Below are 22,833 nucleotides of genomic sequence, written 5' to 3' on the forward strand. Positions count from 1 at the left end.
GGCAGTGGCTAAGGCTTCATGACAGAGGCGGTTTTGTCACATAAATTTACTAAAATAGCTGAAGTGGAGGCTCTCCATATTTTCTACATATTTCGCTTCAAGCAAGGTTTTTATGTAGTCTAGGCTTGTAATCAAGCTCATTGTGATTGATTATCAATAAGATTTTTTGAAAAAATTCAATCTATATTTTTTATTTCTTCAATTGAAAAGTGACATGGACTGATGCTGTCTAAGTTTTTTATTTATCGACCGATTTTTGCAGGTGTCTTGGCGATCATCGTCATGGCGCTCGGGTTATTTGCTGTGCTTAATTTACCGGTAGAGCGCTATCCAGATATTGCACCACCACGAATTACGGTCAGTGCAAGTTATAGCGGTGCGTCAGCAGAAACAGTCGAGGAAAGTGTCACACAAGTTCTTGAGCAACAAATTAAAGGAATTGATCATCTTTTATATTTTAGTTCAAGCAGCGACTCTTCAGGTCGAAGCCGGATCAGCATCAGTTTTGAAAATGGCACTGACCCAGATACCGCTCAAGTACAAGTACAAAATGCCATAAATGGAGTAATCAATCGGCTGCCTGAAGATGTGCAGCGCCAAGGGGTAAATGTCTATAAATCTTTGGGTGATACCCATATGGTTATCGGCCTCTATGATGAGACTGGCAAGAGTTCGAATATCGAACTTGGTGACTATATGATGACTCATCTAGAACAGGACATTGCTCGAATTGAGGGTATTGGTGAAGTCGATGTTTTTGGTTCGCAATTTGCCATGCGTATTTGGCTCAACCCACTGAAGTTAAAGCAATATAGCCTTATGCCCAGTGATATCCGTGCGGCTGTTGAATCACAAAATACGCAGGTTGCAGCCGGAGCCGTAGGTGAATTGCCCAGTGTTTCGGATCAATATCTCAATGCAAAAGTCACTTCAGGTACACGTTTAAAGTCAGTTGAAGAATTTGAAAATATTATTGTCAAATCTACACGAGACGGCAGTTTTGTCTATTTAAAAGATGTTGCACGTGTTGAATTGGGTGCGGAAAATTATTCAGGGGTGAATACCATTAACGGGTATCCATCTTCAGGGATGGGGATCTCATTGGCTTCTGGGGCAAATGCACTTGAAACCTCAGCCTTAATTAAGCAAGAAATTGAACAGTTAGCGAAGCAATTACCTGCCGGTTATAAAATTGTTTATCCACGGGATAACACGCCATTTGTACAAGAATCGATTAAAGAAGTGGTGAAAACATTATTCGAAGCCGTTTTACTGGTGGTTTTGGTGATGTTTATCTTCTTACAAAATTGGCGAGCAACGCTGATTCCTGCGATTACGGTGCCTGTGGTGATTCTTGGGACTTTAGCGATTTTATATGCTTTGGGCATGACCATTAATACGCTCACATTGTTTGCATTGGTACTGGCCATCGGTCTGTTGGTCGATGATGCGATTGTTGTGGTGGAAAACGTCGAACGTTTAATGCATGAACAACAGTTAACAGCAAAACAAGCGGCCATCGAGTCGATGCATGAAATTAGCGGGGCATTAATCGGGATTACTTTGGTATTGACCGCTGTATTTATTCCCATGGCGTTCTTTGGTGGCTCAACGGGCGTGATCTATAGACAATTTTCCATAACACTTGTGGCTGCAATGGGCTTGTCATTGATGGTTGCGCTGATTTTAACCCCTGCATTATGTGCCTTAATTTTAAAACCCAATCCGAAACCACAGCGCTGGGCGATTTGGTTTAATGCCAAATTAGAGATTTTAAAAACCAAATATCTAGCACTTGCACAAGCCACGGTTCGTTATCGCTTATGGACGGTGGTTTTGTTTGCGGGGCTCATTACGGTATTTGCTTTGTTTTATCGTGCTTTGCCGACCAGTTTTATTCCTAGTGAAGACCAAGGTATTTTGAGTGTGCAACTTAAATTACAAGAAGGTGCACCGATGTCGAAAAGTCGTGAGGTCGGTGAACAAATTCGGCAGTACTTTTTAACTGAAGAAAAGCAAAATGTTGATTTGGTGATGATTCGTTATGGACGAAATTTTTCTGGTACGGGTCAAAACTTAGGGCAAGGCTTTATTGCACTGAAACATTGGGATGAACGTTCAGGACAACACAATTCAGCGCAAGCGATTCGTGAACGTGCTATGAAACATTTTAAAAAATTTAACAATGCACAAATCAATGTCAGCATGCCTTCCTCTGTCAGTGGCCTTGGGCAAACCGATGGTCTGGAATTTTGGCTGCGAGATATGAATGGTGAAGGCCGTGCTTATCTCGATGCGCAATTTAAAAGCTTGCAAGAAAAATCTTCACAATTCAGCAGTTTCGAAAATTTAGACAAACGCTCTAACCCAGACAAAGCTGAACTAAAAGTGGATATTGATCAAAAACAAGCAATGGCCTTGGGGTTAACTCAAAATGCGATTAATAGCACCATGAGTAGCGCATGGAGCGGTAGCTATATCAACGATTTTATCGACCGTGGGCGCATTAAACGCGTCATGATGCAGGCAGATGCCGAATTCCGTTCTAAACCAGAAGATTTAGCTTATTGGCATGTACGTAATGACCAAAATGAAATGATTCCATTTAGTAATTTTTCAACCATTGGTTGGAGTGGTGGTCCAGAAGTTGTTAACCGTTTCATGGGCTATACCGCATTACAAATGGAAGCGGATACAGCCAAAAATGTCTCAAGTGGACAAGCCATGCAGGATGTTAAAGCTTTAGTTGATCAAGTGCCGGGTGTGGACGTGGCATGGAGTGGGTTATCCTTTGAAGAGCAAAAATCAAGTCATCAAGCGATTTGGCTATATTTGGTCTCGATTGGATTTATTTTCCTCTGTCTCGCTGCCCTATATGAAAGTTGGAGTATTCCAACTGCAGTCATGAGTGCGATTCCACTTGGGATAGGTGGTAATATTTTGTTTAGCTACATGACCGGTTTTCCAAATGACATCTATTTCCAAATTGCTCTACTGACAACAATTGGTTTGTCCTGTAAAAACGCGATCTTGATTGTAGAGTTTGCAGCGATGGCACAAGAAAAAGGCAAACATGTAATCGAAGCTGCAATGGAAGGCGCAGCACTTCGTTTACGTCCTATTTTGATGACCTCTTTGGCTTTTGGTGCGGGAGTGGTTCCTTTAGTTCTTGCTTTTGGTGCAGGTGCAGCCAGTCGCCAAGAGATTGGGGTGAGCGTACTCGGTGGGGTAATATTCGGTACGGTTTTGGTGCTGATCTTTATTCCGTTTATGTATGTCATGGTTCGTTCCATTTTTAAAATCAAACCGGTGTCTGAGTCTATGAAATAAACTTTAGACAGCATCTAGTTGTACGGAAATCCACCGTTAAAGCTTGGATACTTGACGGTGGTTTTTTATTCTGGAGAATTTTTTGGCGGGGAAGAAATTCCACTGAGAACTTTTATAGATATAGAGATCATATTGAAGTGATTTGAAACTCTTCATTTTATCCTTCAAAATGTGTTTAACAAATAAAGATTAAAATTTGAGTGAGTTGAATGGCGGATTTAATACAAAGACAGCGTGATATTTCCGCTTTGTTGCAACAACAAAATTATACAGAGGCCGTTGGTGTTTTACAGCCTCTGAACTATGCTGATCAGGCCCGTTTAATTCAGCAATTTCCAATTGAATATCAAATTGAGTTACTTTCAGGTTTAGCGCATCAAGGTTTGGTTTTTGAGTTTTTCCCTTTTGAGTCACAGCGACAGCTGATTTCGCGTTATCCACTGCGTCTACAAATTGAATTATTTGATGACATGCATTCTGATGATGCAACGGATTTATATAAAAGCTTAACAGATGCAGAACAAGATCGAATTTACCAACAACTTGATCAAGATACACAAGAGCATTTAAAGGCGTTATCTGCTTATGCAGAAGAGTCTGCAGGCGCAATCATGAGCTCAGACTATGTCAGTATGCCTGCTGACTTTACCATGCAACAAGCCATAGAGGCCTTGCGCCATGAACCGCATGACCGTGAAACCCTGTATTTAATTTATGTCACCAATGATCAGTCTCAATTAAAAGGGGTGATTTCACTGCGGCAAATTTTGCAAGCCGACCGTGATGCACGGATTCAAGAGGTGATGACCAAAGATGTAGTGACTGGTTGGATAGACGAAGACCAAGAAAGTATTGCACGTAAACTGGCTGAATATGATTTTATGGCCTTGCCGATTGTGGATCATGCCAAGCGTTTGATGGGGATTGTCACCTATGATGATGCGATGGATGTGGTACAGGCTGAAACTACCGAAGACTTTTTAAAAGCTAGTGCAGTGAGTACCGAACCAGGTATGAGCATTAAGAAAGCACCGATTTTAAAGTTGTATCAAAAGCGGGTGTTTTGGTTGGTGATATTGGTCTTCGGCAGTTTATTGTCCGGTTTAGGTATTTCCTATTATGAAGATATCATTGCCGCACATATCGTCTTGGTTTTTTTCTTACCCTTACTGGTCGGAAGTGGAGGCAATGCAGGTTCTCAGTCTGCGACCTTAATGGTGCGAGCGCTTGCCACAGGGGATGTAAAGATTCGTGATTGGTTTTATTTGTTGGGGAGAGAGACGCTTGTTGCTCTTTGCTTAGGCGGAACCATGGCCATTGCTGTATCGATTTTAGGCTACTACCGTGGTGATGCAACCGTGGCCTTGGTCTTGGCACTGAGTATGATGGGTATCGTATTGCTCGGTTGTTTAATTGGCATGAGTTTGCCTTTCATACTCAATAAGTTAAAGCTCGATCCTGCAAGCGCTTCTGCACCTTTGGTAACCTCGATTTGTGATGCGACTGGCGTGGTGGTGTATTTGATGATTGCTTCACAATTGCTCAATTTATAGAGATTAGCATTTTGCAACAGATTGAAGACTTCTAATATGTTTTAATCTCAGTGATTTACACGTTTTTTATTGGATAAAACATGGCTGAACCATTAAAACAAAAAATGTCAAAGCAAGAAGTCATTCGTCTTGAACGCGATCTCGCAAAGTTTGCCAATATGATGGACTCCGTGGTTCGGATTCCATTTACCAGACAAGGGGTAGGTGCGGACGCAGCGTTGAGTACCATTCCCGTAGCTGGTGATATCGCAGGATTTATCTTGACCTGTTATGCCGTCTATAAAGCCAAACAGATTGGCGTACCACAAGCCAAATTAAATGGTGTGATGAAACTCGCAGTTATAGATGCTGTCGTGGGGTTTATTCCTGTTGCAGGGACGATCTTTGATGTGTTTATTCGACCGAGCCGTAAAGCTTTAGATGTTGTACATACGCACATTCGTGAAGAATATCAAATCAGTACAGATCAACATGTGATACATCCGTTTTTACATGAAAAATTAGAACAGAAACAACAGCAATCTGCTTTTTGGCGCAACCCTGTGGTTGCATGGATATGGATCCATATCCCAGATATACTCGGGATGATTTTCTTATTAATCTTTATCTTTGCAATTTATATGGGTGGTTCATTGCTTTGGCAATGGCTAAAGGCCAATGGAGTATTGTAGATAGAAATGCCTTGTTGCTTGAACGCGATCACTGAGAGGCTATTCAATTGAAAGATCGTTCAGCTGAAAGATTATTGATAAGACAATAAATGTTCGGAAAAAATTAGACTTAAAAAAGCCTCCATAGGGAGGCTTTTTTACGACATACATTAGATGCTCGATTATGGGCAATCTAATTGTTGTAATGCCGCAACACGTTGTTCAATCGTTGGGTGTGTTTGGAACAATGCAGCTAAACTGAAACTTTGTTCTTGACCCGCAGAAATTGCAAAGGCTTTCATTTCTTTTGGCATTTGATCTGGCATTTCAGATTCTGCTTGTAAACGTAACAGGGCAGAAATCATCGCTTGTTTACCTGCTAAACGCGCACCAGCTTCATCGGCACGGTATTCACGGTAGCGAGAGAACCACATCACAATGGCAGACGCTGCGATACCAAAAACAATATCTAATACAATCGTAATGACAAAATATGCGATACCCGGTGCTTCACCATCTTCACGACCAAAAACATTACGGTCAATGAAGTCACCTGCTACACGCGCAAAGAACATCACAAAGGCGTTGACTACACCTTGCACCAATGCAAGGGTTACCATATCACCATTGGCTACGTGACCAATTTCGTGAGCGAGTACGGCACGGAGCTCGTCTTTGTTCATACGCTCAAGTAGACCGGTAGAAACTGCTACTAAAGCATCATTTTTATTCCAGCCTGTTGCAAAGGCATTTGACTGGTACGATGGGAAAATACCCACTTCTGGCATTTTGATACCAGAACGTTGTGCTAGTTGCGCAACTTCGTTAAGTAACCATGCTTCAGCTTGGTTACGTGGTGCATTAGGGTCAATCAGCTCTGTACCCGTGGTTTTCTTCGCCATCCATTTTGACATGAATAGTGAGATCATTGAACCCACCATACCGAACACAAAACAGATTACGAGCAAGTTGCCTAAGTTTAAGCCGCCTGCACCGTGGTAACTACCGACACCGAAGAGTGACAAGATTATGCCAGCTACAACCAGTACCGCGAGGTTGGTCAGCAAGAACAAACCAATCCGCATCATTGGGTAAATCCTCTTATTATAGAAAAATGATCTGATTTACAAATAAAAATCATTAAACTCAATATGAGGTGAAAGTCTTAAAATTTCAAGGAAAAATTAGTAAAACAGATGCAATTTTACAAAATCAGTGAATTTATTCATTGAAATAAATACGCGCTGAAGCAGACGCATTTGCTGTGGCAAATGAACCTGAAGGTGCGTCGGTAAAACTACCATTGTCTGTTTGAATAATTTGACGTGCCGATGATTTAGCAACCGTAGGGGCAGCAGCATGATAATTATCCGAACTGGCAATAATCCGACCACTATTTGAAGCGATATTGGAATTGCTCGAACCTGATATACTTAAACTACCAGCATATAGGTTGTTGTAGCGGCTAGTAACACGGCGGACATAATCTTGTGTTTCACGAAAAGGTGGGATACCACCATATTTTGCGACATTGCCTTCACCTGCGTTATAACCAGCTAAGGCAAGTGAGGTGTTACCATTAAAACGTTTCAGTAGCCAAGATAAATATCGAGCACCAGCCATAATATTCTGATGAGGATCATAAGCATTTGTTACATTGAAGCGACGTGCCGTGGCAGGCATGAGCTGCATTAAACCTTGGGCGCCAACAGGTGAACGAGCATTAGTGTTAAAGCCTGATTCGGTATGCATCACCGCTTTGATCAGACCTTCGGAAACACCATGTTGGGCCGCTGCTTGTTTAATAATATTGTCAAAGGCATTTTTATTCCGACTATAACTGGGTAACACAGACGCTTCATTTGAGCCCCAGTTACTATAACTATGGATATTACTGTCCGGATAGTAGGTTTTTTTCTCAACTTTTAGATTGCTATAGCGGCCTTGTTTATTGGTCAGCAACGTTGTGCCATTACTTTCACGCAATTGATAAATCGTTTGGCCGGCAAAAATGTTTGGTGCAGCTAAACTGATAGCCACACTTCCACCTAATAACAGCCCCAAAGTCCAAGTAATGTTTTTCATTTTATTGTGAAGAAAAATTCTGTCCCCAAACAGTTAAAGAGAGTTTATCAAAAAAAAATTAGATGAAAAGGCTTCATAGACTGATTTCTTCTTTACTTTGTAAAAATCAAGTCATTTTGATGATTCAATAATCAAAAAAAATATTTATTTTTTTTTATTGATCTTAACTTGACACACTTAAGTCATTGATAATTAAATTTATTTAAATTGATCAAAAAATGATCAATTTAAATAAAAGCCTTAAAATAAGGGCGGCTCACCTTGTCAAGTCATTTAGAATCCACAAAGTTATCCACAGCTTTTGTGGACAACTGTGGAAAAGTCCAAAAGATAAGCATTTGGGCTAAAAAATGAACTGTACCGTATAGAATATTGCACTGAAGATTACGTGATCATGACAGTATTTCTACTTTTTTCGGAAATTACATTCTTTTGATGCGAGAAGTCTGCGAATCGGATAAAATTGCGCGGTATTTTTTTTTAGGTTTAACTCGTCTATGTTCTCGCCAGTTGAGTCCGAACAAGGATTTAATTTCAAACCAGAACTACCAACTAGCTCTGCGTATTATCGTTTATTGAAAAAGCTACGCCGTCAGGTCGGTCATGCTATTCGTGATTTTAAAATGATCGAAGAGGGTGACAAAGTGATGGTCTGTATTTCAGGCGGTAAAGACAGTTATACCTTGCTCGACATTTTGTTGCAGTTTAAGCGTATTGCGCCGATTAATTTTGATGTGGTTGCGGTCAACCTTGACCAAAAACAGCCGGGTTTCCCTGAAGACGTATTGCCACGTTATTTAGAAGAAAACAAAATTCCGTATTACATCTTAGAAAAAGATACTTACAGCATTACCAAACGTTTAACACCAGAAGGTAAAACGTACTGCGCAGTGTGCTCGCGTCTACGTCGTGGTTCGTTATACGGCTTTGCTCAAGAAATTGGGGCGACGAAAGTGGCTTTAGGTCATCACCGTGATGATATTTTGGCGACGTTCTTTTTGAACTTGTTCCATGGCGGCAGCTTAAAAGCCATGCCACCGAAATTATTGTCTTCTGACAAAAAGAACATTTTGATTCGTCCACTGGCTTATGTGGAAGAAAAAGACATTATCAAATATGCAGAAATGCGTAAGTTCCCAATTATCCCATGTAATTTGTGTGGTTCTCAAGAAAACTTACAACGTGCGATGCTAAATGACATGCTGCGTACTTGGGATAAAGAATTTCCTAAACGTTTACACAGTATTTTTGGTGCGTTGCAAAATGTTTCGCCCTCACAACTGGCTGACCGTGAGTTATTCGACTTTGAAGCCCTAGATGAACAACGCGAATTTGATTTTAAAAATAGCGAAAGTTGTTCAACTGAAGAAGGTGAGTCAGAAAGCAAACGCATTAATATGGTGAACTTAGGGTTTATGGCAGATTAAGCCGAAAACCTTATCATGCAAAAGGCATTCTACAGAATGCCTTTTTTATGCTTATGATTTTTCTCATTTTGTTATTAAACAGTTAAATATTGAACGGTGCGTACAAAAAACTTTAGCCTTTTCACAAATGATCATGCTATAACAAACCTCAAGCAAAATATGCTTGCACTGATGTTGTCCGGAACGGCAACACACACGAACAAAATAAATTGAGGAAAGATCATGCCTGCTTTTTTAACTGATGATTGGTTTTCAACTGTAGAAACTCTGACAGCTCAAGCTGGTGATTTAAACTTACCACCTGCATTGGCTAATCTTGCAATTAACCTTGTGGTTGCTGACGCTGCAGGCAATACTGAATTGTCATTAGACGGTGGTGCAATTAAAAAAGGTTTATCTTCAAACGCGAAAACAACTTTGAACATGGATGCTGAAACTTTACGTAAAGTATTCCTTGAGTTTGATATGGCTGCAGCGATGCAAGCGTTTATGACGGGCAAAATAAAAGTACAAGGTGATATGTCACAATTGATGGCATTACAAACAGCAAAACCAAGTGCTGAGCAAAAAGATTTGTTCAAAAAAGTACTTGAGCAAACTGCTTAAGTTTAAAACGAAAAAAGCTTACCCGAAGGTAAGCTTTTTTTGTGCGCTCACATGTAAATGTTAGGTGGACGCATATTAGATATTCACAAGTTGAGGTGTGGTTTTAATATGTTCCAAATACGCACGAATACGCGTGACATATTGCACAGCTTGACGATAACGACCATTGCTGGCCTTGTTACGGTCTAGATAAGCATATAAATTCACCCACTTATTCGGGTTTTTACCCTGAGACTGGATGCGCTTTTGAATCTGACTTACAGCACCAGGACCCATGTTATAAGCCACTAAGGCATACCAATTACGATCAGGGTACGGAATGTTACTATAACGGTTTAACATTTGGTCATAGTACTTTGCACCACCTTGAATGCTTTGAGTCGCATCTGTACGGTTGCTCACACCCATGGCTTTTGCTGTACTGTTGGTCAGCATCATAATGCCACGAACACCCGTTGGGGATACCGAGTCAGGTTTGAGGTAAGACTCTTGATAACCAATGGCTGCCAATAAATGCCAGTCAAGGTCGTATTGCTTGGCCGTGTTTTTAAAACTTGCCTTATAGATCGGCATACGTTTACTTAAATCACGTTGAATCACATTCCAAGAATCTTGTTTGACCACATTACGGTTGTAGAATGATGCCAACTGTCCAATTGCGCCATTTTGTTTGGCACGGCAAATAAAGCCACTCGCGGTTTGGCTGAGTGGATCATCTGCATTTTTAAATACCCAGTTTAAGTTGCTGTTTAAACCATTCTTTTTCAAAGAAACGGTATCACCACAACTGGCTGAAAATGACGTCAAATGCTTGGCTTCAATGGTACTCATTTCGGCAGTGGTCATAGCAAAATTGGCTTGACCTTTGGCAACCATTTTTAAAGCAGTGGCATTGTCATTCACTGTTTTAAAATCTAATTGAACATTTAAACTTTCTGCATAGTTACGTGCAAGGTCGTAACCAAAACCATGTCGATGTTTACCATCCTGAAAAACAATGGCAGGATTGGCAACTGCAACAACAGTGAGTTTATTACTGTTGACGACAGCATCATATTGATGTGCTGTTTTGCTGGCATTAATACTGTGAAAAGGAATTAAGACAGTACTAAGTGCAAGCGCTTTAAATGGGAGAGAGTTAAAAGAGTTAAGGCAAAGCCTCGACCCAGAAGTTGAACTACTGTGCATGTTGTCTCCGCTACAAGTAATTTATGCCCTAAAAAGCAAAGGCAAACAGGCCTCAGACTTTTTCAAGTTTGATAAATTCAATAAGGGTTGGGCAGTCATGACGTCATTCAAAAATGACTAGGGGGTTTCGGGAAATATGTAGAAAATCTACACTGGATAAAAATTAAACAAGCCTAAAAGATGTGCGCATAATAATGAGCAAAAAAATACTTGTCAAATTTTGTACGAAAAAATATTAAAATATGTAACATAAACAATTGATTTTGTTTGGGAATAAATTTTATATACTTTGCCTGTGTAGAAATGGAGGATAAAATAGGCATGTTTTGTAAAAATCAGCACTTGCTCAAGGCCTAAAAATCATCATGAAATCTAACTTAGTTACCCGTGGTGGACACGATTTATTGGTCGCTGAACTTCAACATTTATGGCATGAAGAGCGACCTGAAATTACCAAAAAAGTGAACTGGGCGGCTAGTCTTGGAGATCGTTCGGAAAACGCGGATTATCAATATAATAAGCAATTGTTACGCAAAATTGATCGACGTGTACGCTACTTGGGAAAACGTTTGGAAGAGCTTCGTATTATCGATTACTCACCCGAACAAAAAGGGAAAGTTTATTTTGGGGCATGGGTTGATATTGAAAATGATGAAGGCGAACAAAAAACGTTAAGGATCGTGGGGGTAGATGAAATTTATGATCATCATCCACAGCATATCTCAATTGATTCACCTATGGCTCGAGCACTCCTGTCCAAGCAAGTGGATGATGAGGTCGAAGTCCTGACCCCACTAGGAAAAAAATGTTGGTATATCAATTCAATTCGTTATGAAATGGGCGAAAGTACTGAAAAATAACAAACTGCTCTTATTTTGTTCAATTGGACGTGTTTTTTACAAAATAATTTGCCATTGCTGAAATTTATTTATATGATGGCGGCCATGGAAGCGTGGCAGAGCGGTTTAATGCACCGGTCTTGAAAACCGACGAGGGCGCGAGTCCTCCGTGAGTTCGAATCTCACCGCTTCCGCCAAATTCAAAAACCCTGATGTTTTAACATCAGGGTTTTTTTATGTGCGTAAATTGAGGTAATGCAATTAGCCTTGACCTTAATTCAATAAATTTTGATTGAGCTTCTATTTTTCAGCTCGAAGCCAAAATTTTACAATCGCCTAAATTTTGTATGAACGATTCGCCAAGTGTTCAAAATAAGGCAAAATAATTTGCCAAGCTGAATTTTTATTTATATGATAGCGGCCATGGAAGCGTGGCAGAGCGGTTTAATGCACCGGTCTTGAAAACCGACGAGGGCGCGAGTCCTCCGTGAGTTCGAATCTCACCGCTTCCGCCATATTCAAAAACCCCAATGTTTTACATTGGGGTTTTTTTATTGCCTAAATTTTTGAATAGTTTTTTTCTACAGGCGAAGTTGATATACAGCATGAATATGACATGCTATTAATTATTCACAATAAACAGAAAACATAATTAATCGATTTAGAAAAGGAATTCATCCATGCAAAAACCAGAGCTTATTCATGAACTGGAATGGCAAGCGCGTTGTCAATTGGCGGCACTGTATCGCTTAGTGGCTTATTATAAAATGACCGACTTAATTGATACTCATATCAGCCTGCGTTTAAGTCATGAACCGGAGCATTTTTTGATTAATCGTTATGGTGTGACCTTTGACAAAATGACAGCTTCTGATTTGGTCAAAATTGATCATGAAGGAAAAATTATTGAAACTTATGATGCAGGGAAGATGGTGAATGTTGCGGGCTTTGTGATTCATTCGGCCTTACATCATGCGCGTGCAAATATTAATTGCGTTATTCATACGCATACTGCGGATGGCGTGGCAGTTTCTGCACAGGAACATGGATTATTGCCAATCTCACAACATGCGTTAAAGTTCTATCAGAACATTGCTTATCATGAATATGAGGGCATAGCCTTTTCAACTGAAGAGCGTGAAAGATTGGTACAGGATATGAGGCATTATCGCTGTATGATTTTACGTAATCACGGTTTGCTTGCGACTGGTGATAGTGTGGCACGGGCATTTCATGAAATTTACTTTTTAGAACGAGCTTGTCAAATTCAAGTAAAAGCATTGTCGAGTGCTACATTGCATTATCCAAGTCCGAAGGTTTGTGAATATACGTTGCAGCAGTTTGAAAATCCGATGGCCGAGCCCATTATTCAAGCGGCTTGGCAGGCGGCCTTGTCCTTAATTGACGATCAGCAGTCAGATTATTGTCGTTAATATAATTTTCTATCATTTAGCTTATAAAAAAATGGCGCTATGCTTTATGTGCAGAAGAATAGTCATGGCATGAGCAACGCGTTATCATGTTCGTAGTGGAATTATGAGATGAACTATGAAAATCGTTGCAGATGAAAATCTGGCATTTACTGAGTATTTTTTTACCGAATTTGGTGAAATAAAGCAAGCGGCAGGTCGAACATTGACCCATGAGGATGTCAAAGAAGCCGATGCATTATTGGTACGATCAGTGACTCAGGTAAATGCAGAATTAATTCAACAGACCGCACTCAAATTTGTCGGTAGTGCTACGATTGGAACAGATCATTTAGATATTAATGCTCTAGAAAAGCAGGGCATTGCTTGGTCAAATGCCACAGGTTGTAATGCACAAGCGGTTGCTGAATATGTGATTACTGCATTGCTCTTCGTTAAACCTGAATTATTTAATGCAAATGAACAATTTACCTTGGGTATCGTTGGTTTAGGTAATGTCGGTTCACGTTTGGCTGTCATGGCAGAATTATTCGGTTGGAATGTCATTGGCTATGATCCATTTGTGCAATCTGATCAGGTGAAACAAGTTGAATTTGCAGAACTGTTAAAAAAAGCAGATGCGATTAGTACCCATGTGCCACTGACCAAAGAGGGTGAATATCCAACGTATCATTTAATCAATGCTACTGCGCTTGCTGCTATGAAGCCTTCAGCGATTTTGATTAATTCCGCGCGTGGGCCAGTGGTCGAAGAAGCTGCCTTAATTGCCGATATTCAACAGACTCAGCGTAAAGTGGTCTTAGATGTTTTTGAACATGAGCCAGAGATTTCAGCAGCGTTGTTGGATTTAATTTACGTGGTGACACCCCATATTGCAGGCTACAGCTTGGAAGGTAAAGCACGTGGCACACAGATGATCTATGAAGCATTCTGTCAAACTTTCAATCAACCGATAAATAAAGCTTTTGAAAGTCAGTTACCCGTCTGTGAGCAGTATTTTACTGGTGCTGACTTTAAGACGGTATTACAGCGTTATTTAAAAGATATTTATGATATCGCTCGTGATGATGCAAACTTACGTGCTTGCCTAAAAGACGGCAAGGTGGATCAAAAAGCCTTTGATTATTTACGTAAAACCTATCCTTTACGCCGTGAATGGGCTGCGCATGGAGGCCCTGCAGCATGAGTCAAATGAACTTTCAACCGAGTTGTGAACTCACTGCACTTCGTGCACGTGCCACGATGTATGCTCAAATTCGCCAGTTTTTTGCAGCACGTGATGTTCTTGAAGTGGAAACACCTGTACTTTCTCAAGCCGGTGTCACTGATGTACATTTAGCATCGGTACAGGCTCAGCGCCATGTGAATGGACAAAAGCAAACGCATTATTTGCAAACTTCACCTGAATTTGCCATGAAGCGTCTGTTGGCAAGTGGTAGTGGGCCAATTTACCAAATCTGTAAAGTTTTTCGTGATGATGAACATGGACGTAAACACAACAGTGAATTCACCATGTTGGAATGGTACCGTCCGAGTTTTAGCTTAAAAGACTTGATGTTTGAAGTGACTGACCTATTGAATGAAACTTTGAAACAGCGCTTTGGTGAACTTCGTCCGACTATTTTGAGCTATAAGCATGCCTTTATGGATCGTTTGGATTTGAACCCGTTACAAGCTTCTTTACAAGATCTAAAAGATTGCTGTCGTCGTGTGGGGCTAAGCTTAGATTTGGGTGAAGACCGTTTAGGCTATATCGATTTATTGTTTTCGCATTATGTTGAGCCGAGCCTCGGTTTTGATACGCCAGTGTTCCTTACTGATTTTCCACCGGAAATGGCTTCTTTGGCGAAAACCCGTGTGGACGAAGATGGTGAATTGGTTGCAGCACGATTTGAGCTCTATATCGAAGGTTTAGAGTTAGCGAATGCTTATGATGAACTGATTGATGCGGATGTTTTACGCAGTCGTTTTGAGGCAGATAATGCAGAGCGCGCTAAACTTGGGTTGCATGTGATGCCGATTGATGAATATTTGCTTGCTGCATTACCGCATATGAGCGAGTGTGCAGGTATAGCCTTAGGTATTGATCGATTGCTAATGGTGGCTATGAATCAGCTAAAGCTTGAAAAAGTCATTAGTTTTCCAGCAGCTGTGTCATAAGTGAACTGAATAGCTGCTGTCTATAAATGCTTATACATTTTAGACAGCAGCATAGCTTTCAAATTTAAAAAGGCCTATCAACGTATAGATTGTGATTTAGCGATAATATGTCTAAATATTTATAAAAGATGCAATTTAATTACAGCAGAGTAGCTAAAATTTTATATAAATTATCAATGTCACAATAATAAAAAGAGTAATAAAGGCTATTTCAAGACCTTTATTTCTTTGAATTTTTTTATGATAGAAAACAATGCTGAGTGGGGAAAGAAAAAAGGAGACAATTATCGCCCACAGCCAGTTTAAATTTGGGCTTCTATCAATACTCCCGTCATTCTGTGTAGTCCAGTCTTGATGTGGATGAATAAAATCCACAGCAGCGCTCGCCAATAGAAAAATATTAATATAAAACATAACTCCCAAAACTATATAAAAAGGAATAGAGCTTATAAATGAACGCTTAATTATTAAGGAGCCTAAGGTTAACATTCCAAAAAATATCATGATGAGCTGTGGCAAACTTTTTAAAAGGGTTTGGGTAAAGCCCATTCCTACTAGGAGTCCGCAAAAGACAATAGCAATCAATATATTGGAAAGTTGTTTCTTCATTATTTTTATTCTTTTTACCAGTCTTAAATTGGGTTGAGTATCAGTATTTAATTTTCAGAGATGACACTAAATTATTTCAATTTTTCATTTATGTCAAAATACTTCGGCAGGCTTAACAGCAATGATGAAAGTCAATCCTCTCATTTCTGAGAGGATTTATTTTAAGCTGTAGGCGTGTTATGGCCGAGTTCATGCTTGAATTGTCCGATAGCTTCAATTCGTTTCTGAATCAACATTTCACCAATATCAGGGCCTTTCACATCTGAAGGTAAGTCAGAAGCCTTAATATTACGAACCACCTGCATGGCATCTAAAACGTATTGAGCTTGCGGATAGGCACGATCCTCTAAACCTAAGCGACCACGTGAATCACATTCACAGGCTTGTACAAAGGCCTCTACGCGTTCAGGACGGCGTAGCACATCCAGACGTTGTAACAGGCGCCACAAGGTACCCGGTTTTAAACTCAAGGCTTGATGGCATTTTAAATGTTCTTTACACACTGAGATAGCCAATTGTTTGGTATTGGTGGGAACACGCATACGGTCACAGACATCAGTAACTGGTTTTACACCACGCTCTTCATGCATGATATGGCGCGGTAACTCATCTACTGGAGTAAGTGCTTTGCCTAAGTCGTGTACCAGTACAGCAAAACGAATATCCAAAGAATAATTTGCACGACACGCTTGTTGTAGCGACATCATGGTATGAATGCCACAGTCTATTTCAGGATGATATTCAGGACGCTGTGGAATACCGTATAACGCATCAATTTCAGGGAACAAGACTTTTAAAGCGCCACAGGCTCTTAATACCTCAAAATATTCATCTGCGTGGTCTTCCATTAATGCACGAGACGTTTCCTTCCATACACGTTCAGGTGTAAGGGCTTTAAGCTCGCCAGATTTGGCAAGCTCTTGCATCAGTTCCAATGTTTCATCAGCCACTTTAAAACCTAAAGCTTTATAACGTGCCGCAAAACGTGCAATCCGCAGAACTCGCAAAGGATCTTCGACGAAGGCATCAGACACGTGGCGAAGGACGCGTCGCTCTAAATCTTGTTGACCATGGTAGGGATCATAAATCTGACCTGCGTCATCCATGGCAATCGCATTGATCGTGAGGTCACGTCGAATGAGATCTTGTTCGAGTGTGACATTGACGTCGGTATAAAATTCAAATCCATGATACCCATGTCCAGACTTACGTTCTGTACGGGCTAAGGCATATTCGTCTTTGGTCTCTGGATGAAGAAAAACAGGGAAATCTTTACCCACAGGTTGATAACCTTGAGCAAGTAATTGTTCCGGCGTTGCACCGACAACGACATAATCTTTTTCGTGATAGGGGTGCCCGAGCAAGTGATCTCGAACTGCACCGCCTACTAAATAAACTTGCATGAAAAAACCTCTATTCTTAGAGCAATCATGCTACAGAACAGAGGTTTTCTCAAGTCACAAAGTGTGTTCAGGTCAACTAAATTAGAGTGCTAATTTTTCGTTTTCTTGAATCTCTGCAACTGTTAATGCAGTCATATTCACTAAACGGCGAGTTGTCGCTGTTGGCGTTAAAATATGAACAGGTTTTGCAGCACCCAAAAGAATTGGGCCAATCGTCACGTTACTACCTGAAGTTGATTTCAACAAGTTGAACGAAATGTTCGCTGCATCCAGATTAGGCATAATCAGCAAGTTCGCAGAACCTTTAAAACGTGAGTTCGGGTATGCGAAATGACGAATATTTTCATCCAGTGCGGCATCACCATGCATTTCACCTTCAACCTCAAGTTCAGGTGCAATTTCTGACAAAATATCATAAACCTTACGCATTTTTTGTGCACTAGGATCATTTTGGTCAGAACCGAAACTTGAGTGAGAAAGCAATGCTACACGCGGCGTAATACCAAAACGGCGTACTTCTTCAGCCGCTAAAATAGTCATTTCAGCAAGCTGTTCAGCTGTTGGATTACGGTTAATGTAAGTATCGGCAATAAACAAGTTACGATCTTCAAGCATCAATGCATTCAGCGTGAAGAAGTTATTACGGCCTTCTTTTAGACCAATCACATTGCTGACGAAGTCTAAGTGAATGTCGTAGCTTGAATATGTACCACACAGCATGCCGTCAGCCACACCATGGCGAACCAGCATTGCCGCAATAAGTGTAGAACGACGACGTGCTTCACGCTGAGCATATTCAGGCGTTACACCTTTACGCTGCATGATGCTGTAGTAATCGTCAGCAAACTTATCGTAATCAGGGTTTTTCTCTTGATCGACGATAGTGATGTTCACGCCGTCTTCAAGACGTAGACCTAATTTTTTGATGTTTGCTTCAATGACTGCAGGACGGCCTACAAGAATTGGTTTTGCTAAACCTTCATCAACAGCAATTTGTACTGCGCGAAGTACACGTAAATCTTCACCTTCAGCATATGCAATACGTTTTGGATCAGTTTTCGCTTGCGCAAAAATTGGTTTCATCATGAATGCAGAGTTATAAACAAACTCAGACAAACGTTGACGATACGCAGAGAAGTCTTGAATTGGACGAGTTGCAACACCTGAATCCATCGCTGCTTGCGCAATAGCAGGTGCAATTTCAAGAATCAAACGTTGATCTAATGGGCGCGGAATGAGGTAATCACGACCAAATGAAGCAGATTTTTCACCATATGATGCAGCATCAGCTTCGACATGTGCCATGCGAGCAATCGCATGTACACAAGCAATCTTCATCTCTTCATTAATTGTGGTTGCACCAACATCGAGTGCGCCACGGAAGATATAAGGGAAGCAAAGCGCATTGTTCACTTGGTTTGGATAGTCTGAACGACCAGTTGCCATAATCACGTCTGGACGTGCTTCATGTGCATGTTCAGGAAGAATTTCAGGGTCTGGGTTAGCAAGGGCAAAGATAATCGGATCTTTCGCCATGACTTTAACCATTTCTTTGGTCAAAATACCTGCTGCTGAAAGACCGAGGAACATGTCCGCACCTTCCATTACATCAGCAAGCTGAGAGCCTTCGATGTCTTGAACGTATGCCTTTTTCGACTCATCCAAGCCTTCACGTTTAGTCGTCAATAAACCGCGTGAATCTGCCACAACGATGTTTTCTTTTTTCACGCCAAGTGCGCAAAGTAAGTTCAAACATGAAAGGGCAGCAGCACCTGCGCCAGAAGCGACAATTTTGATTTCTTCAATTTTTTTGCCATTGAGTTGAAGTGCATTCAGTAATGCAGAACCCACAATGATCGATGTACCGTGTTGGTCATCATGGAACACAGGAATATTCATGCGTTCACGAAGTTTTTGCTCGATGTAGAAACACTCTGGGGCCTTGATGTCTTCAAGGTTGATACCACCGAAAGTTGGTTCTAATGCTGCAACGATATCTACGATTTTGTCTGGATCGTTTTCAGCAATTTCAATGTCAAAAACATCAACACCAGCGAATTTTTTGAATAGAACGCCTTTACCTTCCATAACAGGTTTTGACGCTAAAGGACCAATGTTACCTAAGCCCAGTACGGCTGTACCGTTACTGACTACAGCAACAAGATTACCGCGCGCTGTGTAAAGTGCAGCAGTAGATGGGTCGCGTTCAATTTCTAAACAAGGTGCAGCGACACCTGGCGAGTATGCGAGGGCTAAATCGTGTTGGTTGACCAATTGTTTGCTTGGTGTAACGCTGATTTTCCCCGGAGTTGGAAATTCGTGATAATACAAAGCCTGCTGTTTTAAAGATTGATCGTCCATCTGTATCTCGATTGTGTTTTGTTTATCCAATATAAAGCTGCAATGCTTGCTTTATCCGCTTGAATATAACATTAGTTGCACAGTTGGGACAGTCGAAGTCGCGTCTTTTTCAGACAATCTTATAGCTCAGGCATAGTGACTTATATTAAGTAAGTATAAGCAGGCGAAGAGATATTATTTTCAAGGAACACGGTTGCCTCTTCTTGTGGCAATGGCTTAGAGAAAAAATAGCCTTGAGCAATGTCACATTCTAAGTCTTGTAGATACTGTAACTGCTGTTCAGTTTCAATCCCTTCAGCGACTACCGTCATGCCCATCGCTTTACCCATGGCAATCATGGCACTAACGATGGCCAATTGTTTATTTTCACCAATTTTAGAGATAAAACTGCGGTCTATTTTTAAGATATCAATTGGAAAATCAGCTAGATAGGATAGAGAAGAATAGCCCGTACCAAAGTCATCAAGTGAAATATTGATCTTACGTTTTTTTATTTCATTTAACAGTTCACGTACTGAATCTAGATTTTCGACCAAAGAAGATTCTGTAATTTCCAGTTCCAGACTGGCACCATCAATCTGATTGGCATCTATCGCTTCATCGAGATCATTTAATAATTGTCCACGGCGCAGTTGCTGTGCAACAATATTGACGGATACACAAATATTTTGATAACCCAAATTATTCCAAAAGCGAATTTGCTGCGCGGTTTTTTGCAGGACAAAACGCCCGATATCCGAAATTAAACTTGTTTGTTCTGCTAAAGGAATAAATAAGCCCGGTGGTATTAAGCCTTTTTCAGGATGATTCCAGCGCACCAAGGCTTCAAAACCGTAAATATTTTTATCACGGAAATTGATCTTCGGTTGGTAATACACCACCAGCTCATTATTTTGAATGGCTTTACGCAAGTCGCGTTCCAAGAAGATCCCTTGCTCTAATAATGCGGTATTTTCATTGGAATAATAACGTGTAGTATTGCCTCCCAAATTTTTGGCTTCGCTCAGCGCTTGTTCAGCACAGTTATTTAGATAATCTAGCTGACGGCCATGCTCAGGGTAGAACGCTACACCCATAGATAAGGTGATGACATGATCTTGGCCAAAAATATTAAATGGAATGCTAAAGGCTTTATTGATGCGTTCACAATGCTCTTGCACAGAAGGGCGGATGTGTGAAATTTCATACACAATCGCAAAATCATCGCCATTTAAGTGTGCGACAAACAGAGCTTCGGCATTGGTTAGACGTAAACGCTGTGCGACTTGGCGTAACAGCTCGTCACCACCATTGTTGCTGAGATATTCATTTAATGGACGGAAACGGTCGATGTTTAAACGAATGACAGCCAACTGTTTAATCGAATCTTGCTGTGAAACTAAATATTGATGCAGTTGATAGTTGTAATAAAAACGGTTCGGTAAATCCGTTAAGGTGTCATAGTTTTCTAAATATGATAAGCGTTGTTCTTGCAATTTACGTTCTGTTAAATCTGAGACAATTCCAATGTAATGGGTGACGCGATTTTGATCATCCGTAATCGCATTAATATGCATCCATAGTGTCAGTTCTTTACCTGAAAGAAATTTTTCGTGCAATTCACCATCATACTCACCAATTTTCAGCACTTGCTTAATGATCGAATAGTGCATACTACGTTGAATTGATTTGTAATTTGCAGTGATATCAAAAAGATGTTTACCAATAATTTGGTCGTAGTTAAAGCCGGTTAATTGTTCGTAAAATGGATTGACTTCGATATAGCACAGCTCTTCATTTAAAATGAAAATCCCTTCAGCAGCTTGTTCGAGTACACTGGCTGCAAGTTTTAAACGTTCCTGAGACGTCCGTTCCTGATGAATGTCACGACGAATACCGACCATGCGCAATGGCTTACGATTATCTGGATCGCGTTGAATGACCCGTCCAATATCATGTACCCAACTCCATTTTCCTTGACTGTTTTGAATCCGATAGGTGGCCTCATAACGGTCTTTAAATCCACGTAGATGTTGAATCATCGCTGATTTAAAATGAGGGATATCATCAGGATGGATCACATGTTGTAACTGTTGCTGATGCTCTTTCGAATGTCTAAGGGTTTTTTCTTGCTTATAGTTGGTGACAACGATTTTACGGTCTTTGATATTCCAATCCCAAGGACGTAAACCGGCGATTTCATGCGCAAGGACTAAATTGGCTTGTTGGTTTTCTAAATCCTTGTTCATTTGCTCAATGTCGAAGGTCCGCTCTTTAACTTTCTGTTCAAGGATTTGGTTACCCAGTTGTAGCTGTAATTCGATGTCTCGTGATTTGTTGACTTCATCTTGGAGCTGCTGACACAGTTCATCAGTCCATTTGACTTGTTGCTTGGCACTATCGACCAGTAGGTTATTTTTAGCATGTAAAGTCGATACACGACGATGAATTCGATATGACGTCATGGCGCACATTAGAATCACAATGAGCCCAAAATTAATACTCAGGCTAAATAAGTGATTTGAACCATCTAAGAAAAAGAACTGTGCAATCAGATAGGGCACGATAGACGGGATAAAGGCTAAACAGAAATAATTAAGTTTTTGCGTCAAATAGGTCAAACCAAAGGTTTGCGTCACGATCAAGAGTAGGGCAGAGAGTGTCAGGGCTTGAATTGGTTCAAAGCTTTGATTGGTCGCAGGTAAATAATAAAAAATTAAAAAAATACCGCTCGCAATCAGTGTGCCGATAGAAAAACACTGAAATTGTAGCCAACGATGCGCAATCATCAGTGAATATTGTTCGGGTTTAAAATAAACGGTGCTCATCAGCCAGCATAAACTGACAAAAACTTCTGTAAAAATAAACCAAATATTGAAATACAAAGATGGCGATTTATAAAAAATTTGATATATCGAAAAAATATATAAGCAAATAATCAGGATACTGACTAAAAAATAGCGGCTATGGCGAATCGTGTTCGCAATTTGAGCAGTATGATTGTACTGCTTGATATATTCATCTTGTTTATACGTCATGAATATAAAAACCCTGCCTTAACTAAATCTAGATCGTTGTATTTGTATTGTTTCTGAGAGTATTTGTTTATTCTTGGTAACAAATCATTTATTTTTATTGACTCTAGGGTAATTGCGTTACGAATAAAAAGCAATATCAAGGATGCCATCATTGATGATTTCAGATGAACTATCG

At 40.4% G+C, this 22,833-nt stretch carries 16 protein-coding genes and 2 tRNA genes; 11 read left to right on the top strand and 7 right to left on the bottom strand.

The genetic code is table 11. From position 1 onward, the window contains the following. Positions 1 to 222 precede the first annotated feature (222 nt). From G0029_RS04450 to G0029_RS04460, 3 genes are all read left to right on the top strand, one after another. Positions 223 to 3,330, top strand: a complete 3,108-nt coding sequence (locus G0029_RS04450; RefSeq protein ID WP_180109774.1) for a multidrug efflux RND transporter permease subunit — start codon at positions 223 to 225, stop codon at positions 3,328 to 3,330. A 209-nt stretch (positions 3,331 to 3,539) separates the two neighbouring features. Further along, a complete protein-coding gene (mgtE, locus tag G0029_RS04455; protein WP_180023268.1) occupies positions 3,540 to 4,883 on the top strand; it encodes a magnesium transporter in 1,344 nt (447 codons plus the stop codon). A gap of 80 nt (positions 4,884 to 4,963) precedes the next feature. Next, positions 4,964 to 5,554 (top strand): DUF4112 domain-containing protein, encoded by a 591-nt coding sequence (locus G0029_RS04460; protein WP_180023269.1) that lies wholly within the window; start codon positions 4,964 to 4,966, stop codon positions 5,552 to 5,554. Between the two features lie 161 nt (positions 5,555 to 5,715). Here the strand turns inward: G0029_RS04460 and htpX are convergent, their stop codons facing one another. Then, positions 5,716 to 6,621 carry a protease HtpX gene (gene htpX / locus G0029_RS04465; RefSeq protein WP_180023270.1) on the bottom strand — a complete coding sequence of 302 codons (906 nt, stop codon included), beginning with the start codon at positions 6,619 to 6,621 and terminating at the stop codon, positions 5,716 to 5,718. A 133-nt stretch (positions 6,622 to 6,754) separates the two neighbouring features. After that, positions 6,755 to 7,618, bottom strand: coding sequence for a lytic transglycosylase domain-containing protein (locus G0029_RS04470; RefSeq protein ID WP_180107762.1), 864 nt, complete (start codon positions 7,616 to 7,618; stop codon positions 6,755 to 6,757). Between the two features lie 497 nt (positions 7,619 to 8,115). Here G0029_RS04470 and ttcA point away from each other — a divergent pair, with 497 nt between their 5' ends. Together ttcA and G0029_RS04480 are read left to right on the top strand one after the other, a co-directional pair. Further along, positions 8,116 to 9,045 carry a tRNA 2-thiocytidine(32) synthetase TtcA gene (gene ttcA / locus G0029_RS04475; RefSeq protein WP_078192144.1) on the top strand — a complete coding sequence of 310 codons (930 nt, stop codon included), beginning with the start codon at positions 8,116 to 8,118 and terminating at the stop codon, positions 9,043 to 9,045. A gap of 222 nt (positions 9,046 to 9,267) precedes the next feature. Beyond that, the gene (locus G0029_RS04480; RefSeq protein WP_180008384.1) at positions 9,268 to 9,651 is read left to right on the top strand and encodes an SCP2 sterol-binding domain-containing protein; all 384 of its coding nucleotides are present in this window, start codon (positions 9,268 to 9,270) and stop codon (positions 9,649 to 9,651) included. A 75-nt stretch (positions 9,652 to 9,726) separates the two neighbouring features. Here the strand turns inward: G0029_RS04480 and G0029_RS04485 are convergent, their stop codons facing one another. Then, positions 9,727 to 10,839: a transglycosylase SLT domain-containing protein gene (locus G0029_RS04485; RefSeq protein ID WP_180107763.1), complete on the bottom strand. Its 1,113-nt coding sequence runs from the start codon at positions 10,837 to 10,839 to the stop codon at positions 9,727 to 9,729. A gap of 365 nt (positions 10,840 to 11,204) precedes the next feature. Here G0029_RS04485 and greB point away from each other — a divergent pair, with 365 nt between their 5' ends. The 6 genes from greB (at position 11,205) to epmA (ending at position 15,268) form a co-directional block, all read left to right on the top strand. Beyond that, positions 11,205 to 11,699 (top strand): transcription elongation factor GreB, encoded by a 495-nt coding sequence (gene greB / locus G0029_RS04490; RefSeq protein WP_180107764.1) that lies wholly within the window; start codon positions 11,205 to 11,207, stop codon positions 11,697 to 11,699. An 86-nt stretch (positions 11,700 to 11,785) separates the two neighbouring features. Further along, positions 11,786 to 11,875: transfer RNA gene (locus G0029_RS04495), tRNA-Ser, on the top strand. Between the two features lie 228 nt (positions 11,876 to 12,103). After that, positions 12,104 to 12,193: transfer RNA gene (locus tag G0029_RS04500), tRNA-Ser, on the top strand. 165 nt (positions 12,194 to 12,358) lie between these two features. Then, positions 12,359 to 13,111, top strand: coding sequence for a class II aldolase/adducin family protein (locus tag G0029_RS04505; RefSeq protein ID WP_180109775.1), 753 nt, complete (start codon positions 12,359 to 12,361; stop codon positions 13,109 to 13,111). A gap of 115 nt (positions 13,112 to 13,226) precedes the next feature. Then, positions 13,227 to 14,294, top strand: a complete 1,068-nt coding sequence (locus G0029_RS04510; RefSeq protein WP_180107766.1) for a 4-phosphoerythronate dehydrogenase — start codon at positions 13,227 to 13,229, stop codon at positions 14,292 to 14,294. A gap of 5 nt (positions 14,295 to 14,299) precedes the next feature. Beyond that, positions 14,300 to 15,268: an EF-P lysine aminoacylase EpmA gene (gene epmA / locus G0029_RS04515; RefSeq protein WP_373685042.1), complete on the top strand. Its 969-nt coding sequence runs from the start codon at positions 14,300 to 14,302 to the stop codon at positions 15,266 to 15,268. A 153-nt stretch (positions 15,269 to 15,421) separates the two neighbouring features. Here epmA and G0029_RS04520 read toward each other — a convergent pair whose 3' ends face one another. The 4 genes from G0029_RS04520 to G0029_RS04535 form a co-directional block, all read right to left on the bottom strand. Beyond that, positions 15,422 to 15,877 carry a hypothetical protein gene (locus G0029_RS04520; RefSeq protein WP_180107768.1) on the bottom strand — a complete coding sequence of 152 codons (456 nt, stop codon included), beginning with the start codon at positions 15,875 to 15,877 and terminating at the stop codon, positions 15,422 to 15,424. A gap of 161 nt (positions 15,878 to 16,038) precedes the next feature. Further along, positions 16,039 to 17,280 (bottom strand): multifunctional CCA addition/repair protein, encoded by a 1,242-nt coding sequence (locus G0029_RS04525; RefSeq protein ID WP_180107769.1) that lies wholly within the window; start codon positions 17,278 to 17,280, stop codon positions 16,039 to 16,041. Positions 17,281 to 17,361: 81 nt separating this feature from the next. Further along, entirely contained in the window at positions 17,362 to 19,641 is a 2,280-nt protein-coding gene (locus G0029_RS04530; RefSeq protein WP_078192090.1) for an NADP-dependent malic enzyme, read from the bottom strand. A gap of 140 nt (positions 19,642 to 19,781) precedes the next feature. Continuing rightward, positions 19,782 to 22,658: an EAL domain-containing protein gene (locus G0029_RS04535; protein ID WP_180107770.1), complete on the bottom strand. Its 2,877-nt coding sequence runs from the start codon at positions 22,656 to 22,658 to the stop codon at positions 19,782 to 19,784. Positions 22,659 to 22,833: the final 175 nt, after the last annotated feature.

Source organism: Acinetobacter sp. YH12138 (assembly GCF_015218525.1).
Classification (GTDB): domain Bacteria; phylum Pseudomonadota; class Gammaproteobacteria; order Pseudomonadales; family Moraxellaceae; genus Acinetobacter; species Acinetobacter amyesii.

Excerpts from the sequence above, each read along its gene's own strand:
- G0029_RS04460 (WP_180023269.1), top strand. The coding sequence starts at position 4,964 with ATGGCTGAACCATTAAAACAAAAAATGTCAAAGCAAGAAGTCATTCGT.
- G0029_RS04505 (WP_180109775.1), top strand. The coding sequence starts at position 12,359 with ATGCAAAAACCAGAGCTTATTCATGAACTGGAATGGCAAGCGCGTTGT.
- G0029_RS04470 (WP_180107762.1), bottom strand. The coding sequence starts at position 7,618 with ATGAAAAACATTACTTGGACTTTGGGGCTGTTATTAGGTGGAAGTGTG.
- mgtE (WP_180023268.1), top strand. The coding sequence starts at position 3,540 with ATGGCGGATTTAATACAAAGACAGCGTGATATTTCCGCTTTGTTGCAA.
- G0029_RS04450 (WP_180109774.1), top strand. The coding sequence starts at position 223 with ATGCTGTCTAAGTTTTTTATTTATCGACCGATTTTTGCAGGTGTCTTG.
- epmA (WP_373685042.1), top strand. The coding sequence starts at position 14,300 with ATGAACTTTCAACCGAGTTGTGAACTCACTGCACTTCGTGCACGTGCC.
- G0029_RS04535 (WP_180107770.1), bottom strand. The coding sequence starts at position 22,658 with ATGACGTATAAACAAGATGAATATATCAAGCAGTACAATCATACTGCT.
- G0029_RS04520 (WP_180107768.1), bottom strand. The coding sequence starts at position 15,877 with ATGAAGAAACAACTTTCCAATATATTGATTGCTATTGTCTTTTGCGGA.
- G0029_RS04485 (WP_180107763.1), bottom strand. The coding sequence starts at position 10,839 with ATGCACAGTAGTTCAACTTCTGGGTCGAGGCTTTGCCTTAACTCTTTT.
- greB (WP_180107764.1), top strand. The coding sequence starts at position 11,205 with ATGAAATCTAACTTAGTTACCCGTGGTGGACACGATTTATTGGTCGCT.
- G0029_RS04480 (WP_180008384.1), top strand. The coding sequence starts at position 9,268 with ATGCCTGCTTTTTTAACTGATGATTGGTTTTCAACTGTAGAAACTCTG.
- ttcA (WP_078192144.1), top strand. The coding sequence starts at position 8,116 with ATGTTCTCGCCAGTTGAGTCCGAACAAGGATTTAATTTCAAACCAGAA.
- G0029_RS04530 (WP_078192090.1), bottom strand. The coding sequence starts at position 19,641 with ATGGACGATCAATCTTTAAAACAGCAGGCTTTGTATTATCACGAATTT.
- G0029_RS04525 (WP_180107769.1), bottom strand. The coding sequence starts at position 17,280 with ATGCAAGTTTATTTAGTAGGCGGTGCAGTTCGAGATCACTTGCTCGGG.
- G0029_RS04510 (WP_180107766.1), top strand. The coding sequence starts at position 13,227 with ATGAAAATCGTTGCAGATGAAAATCTGGCATTTACTGAGTATTTTTTT.
- htpX (WP_180023270.1), bottom strand. The coding sequence starts at position 6,621 with ATGATGCGGATTGGTTTGTTCTTGCTGACCAACCTCGCGGTACTGGTT.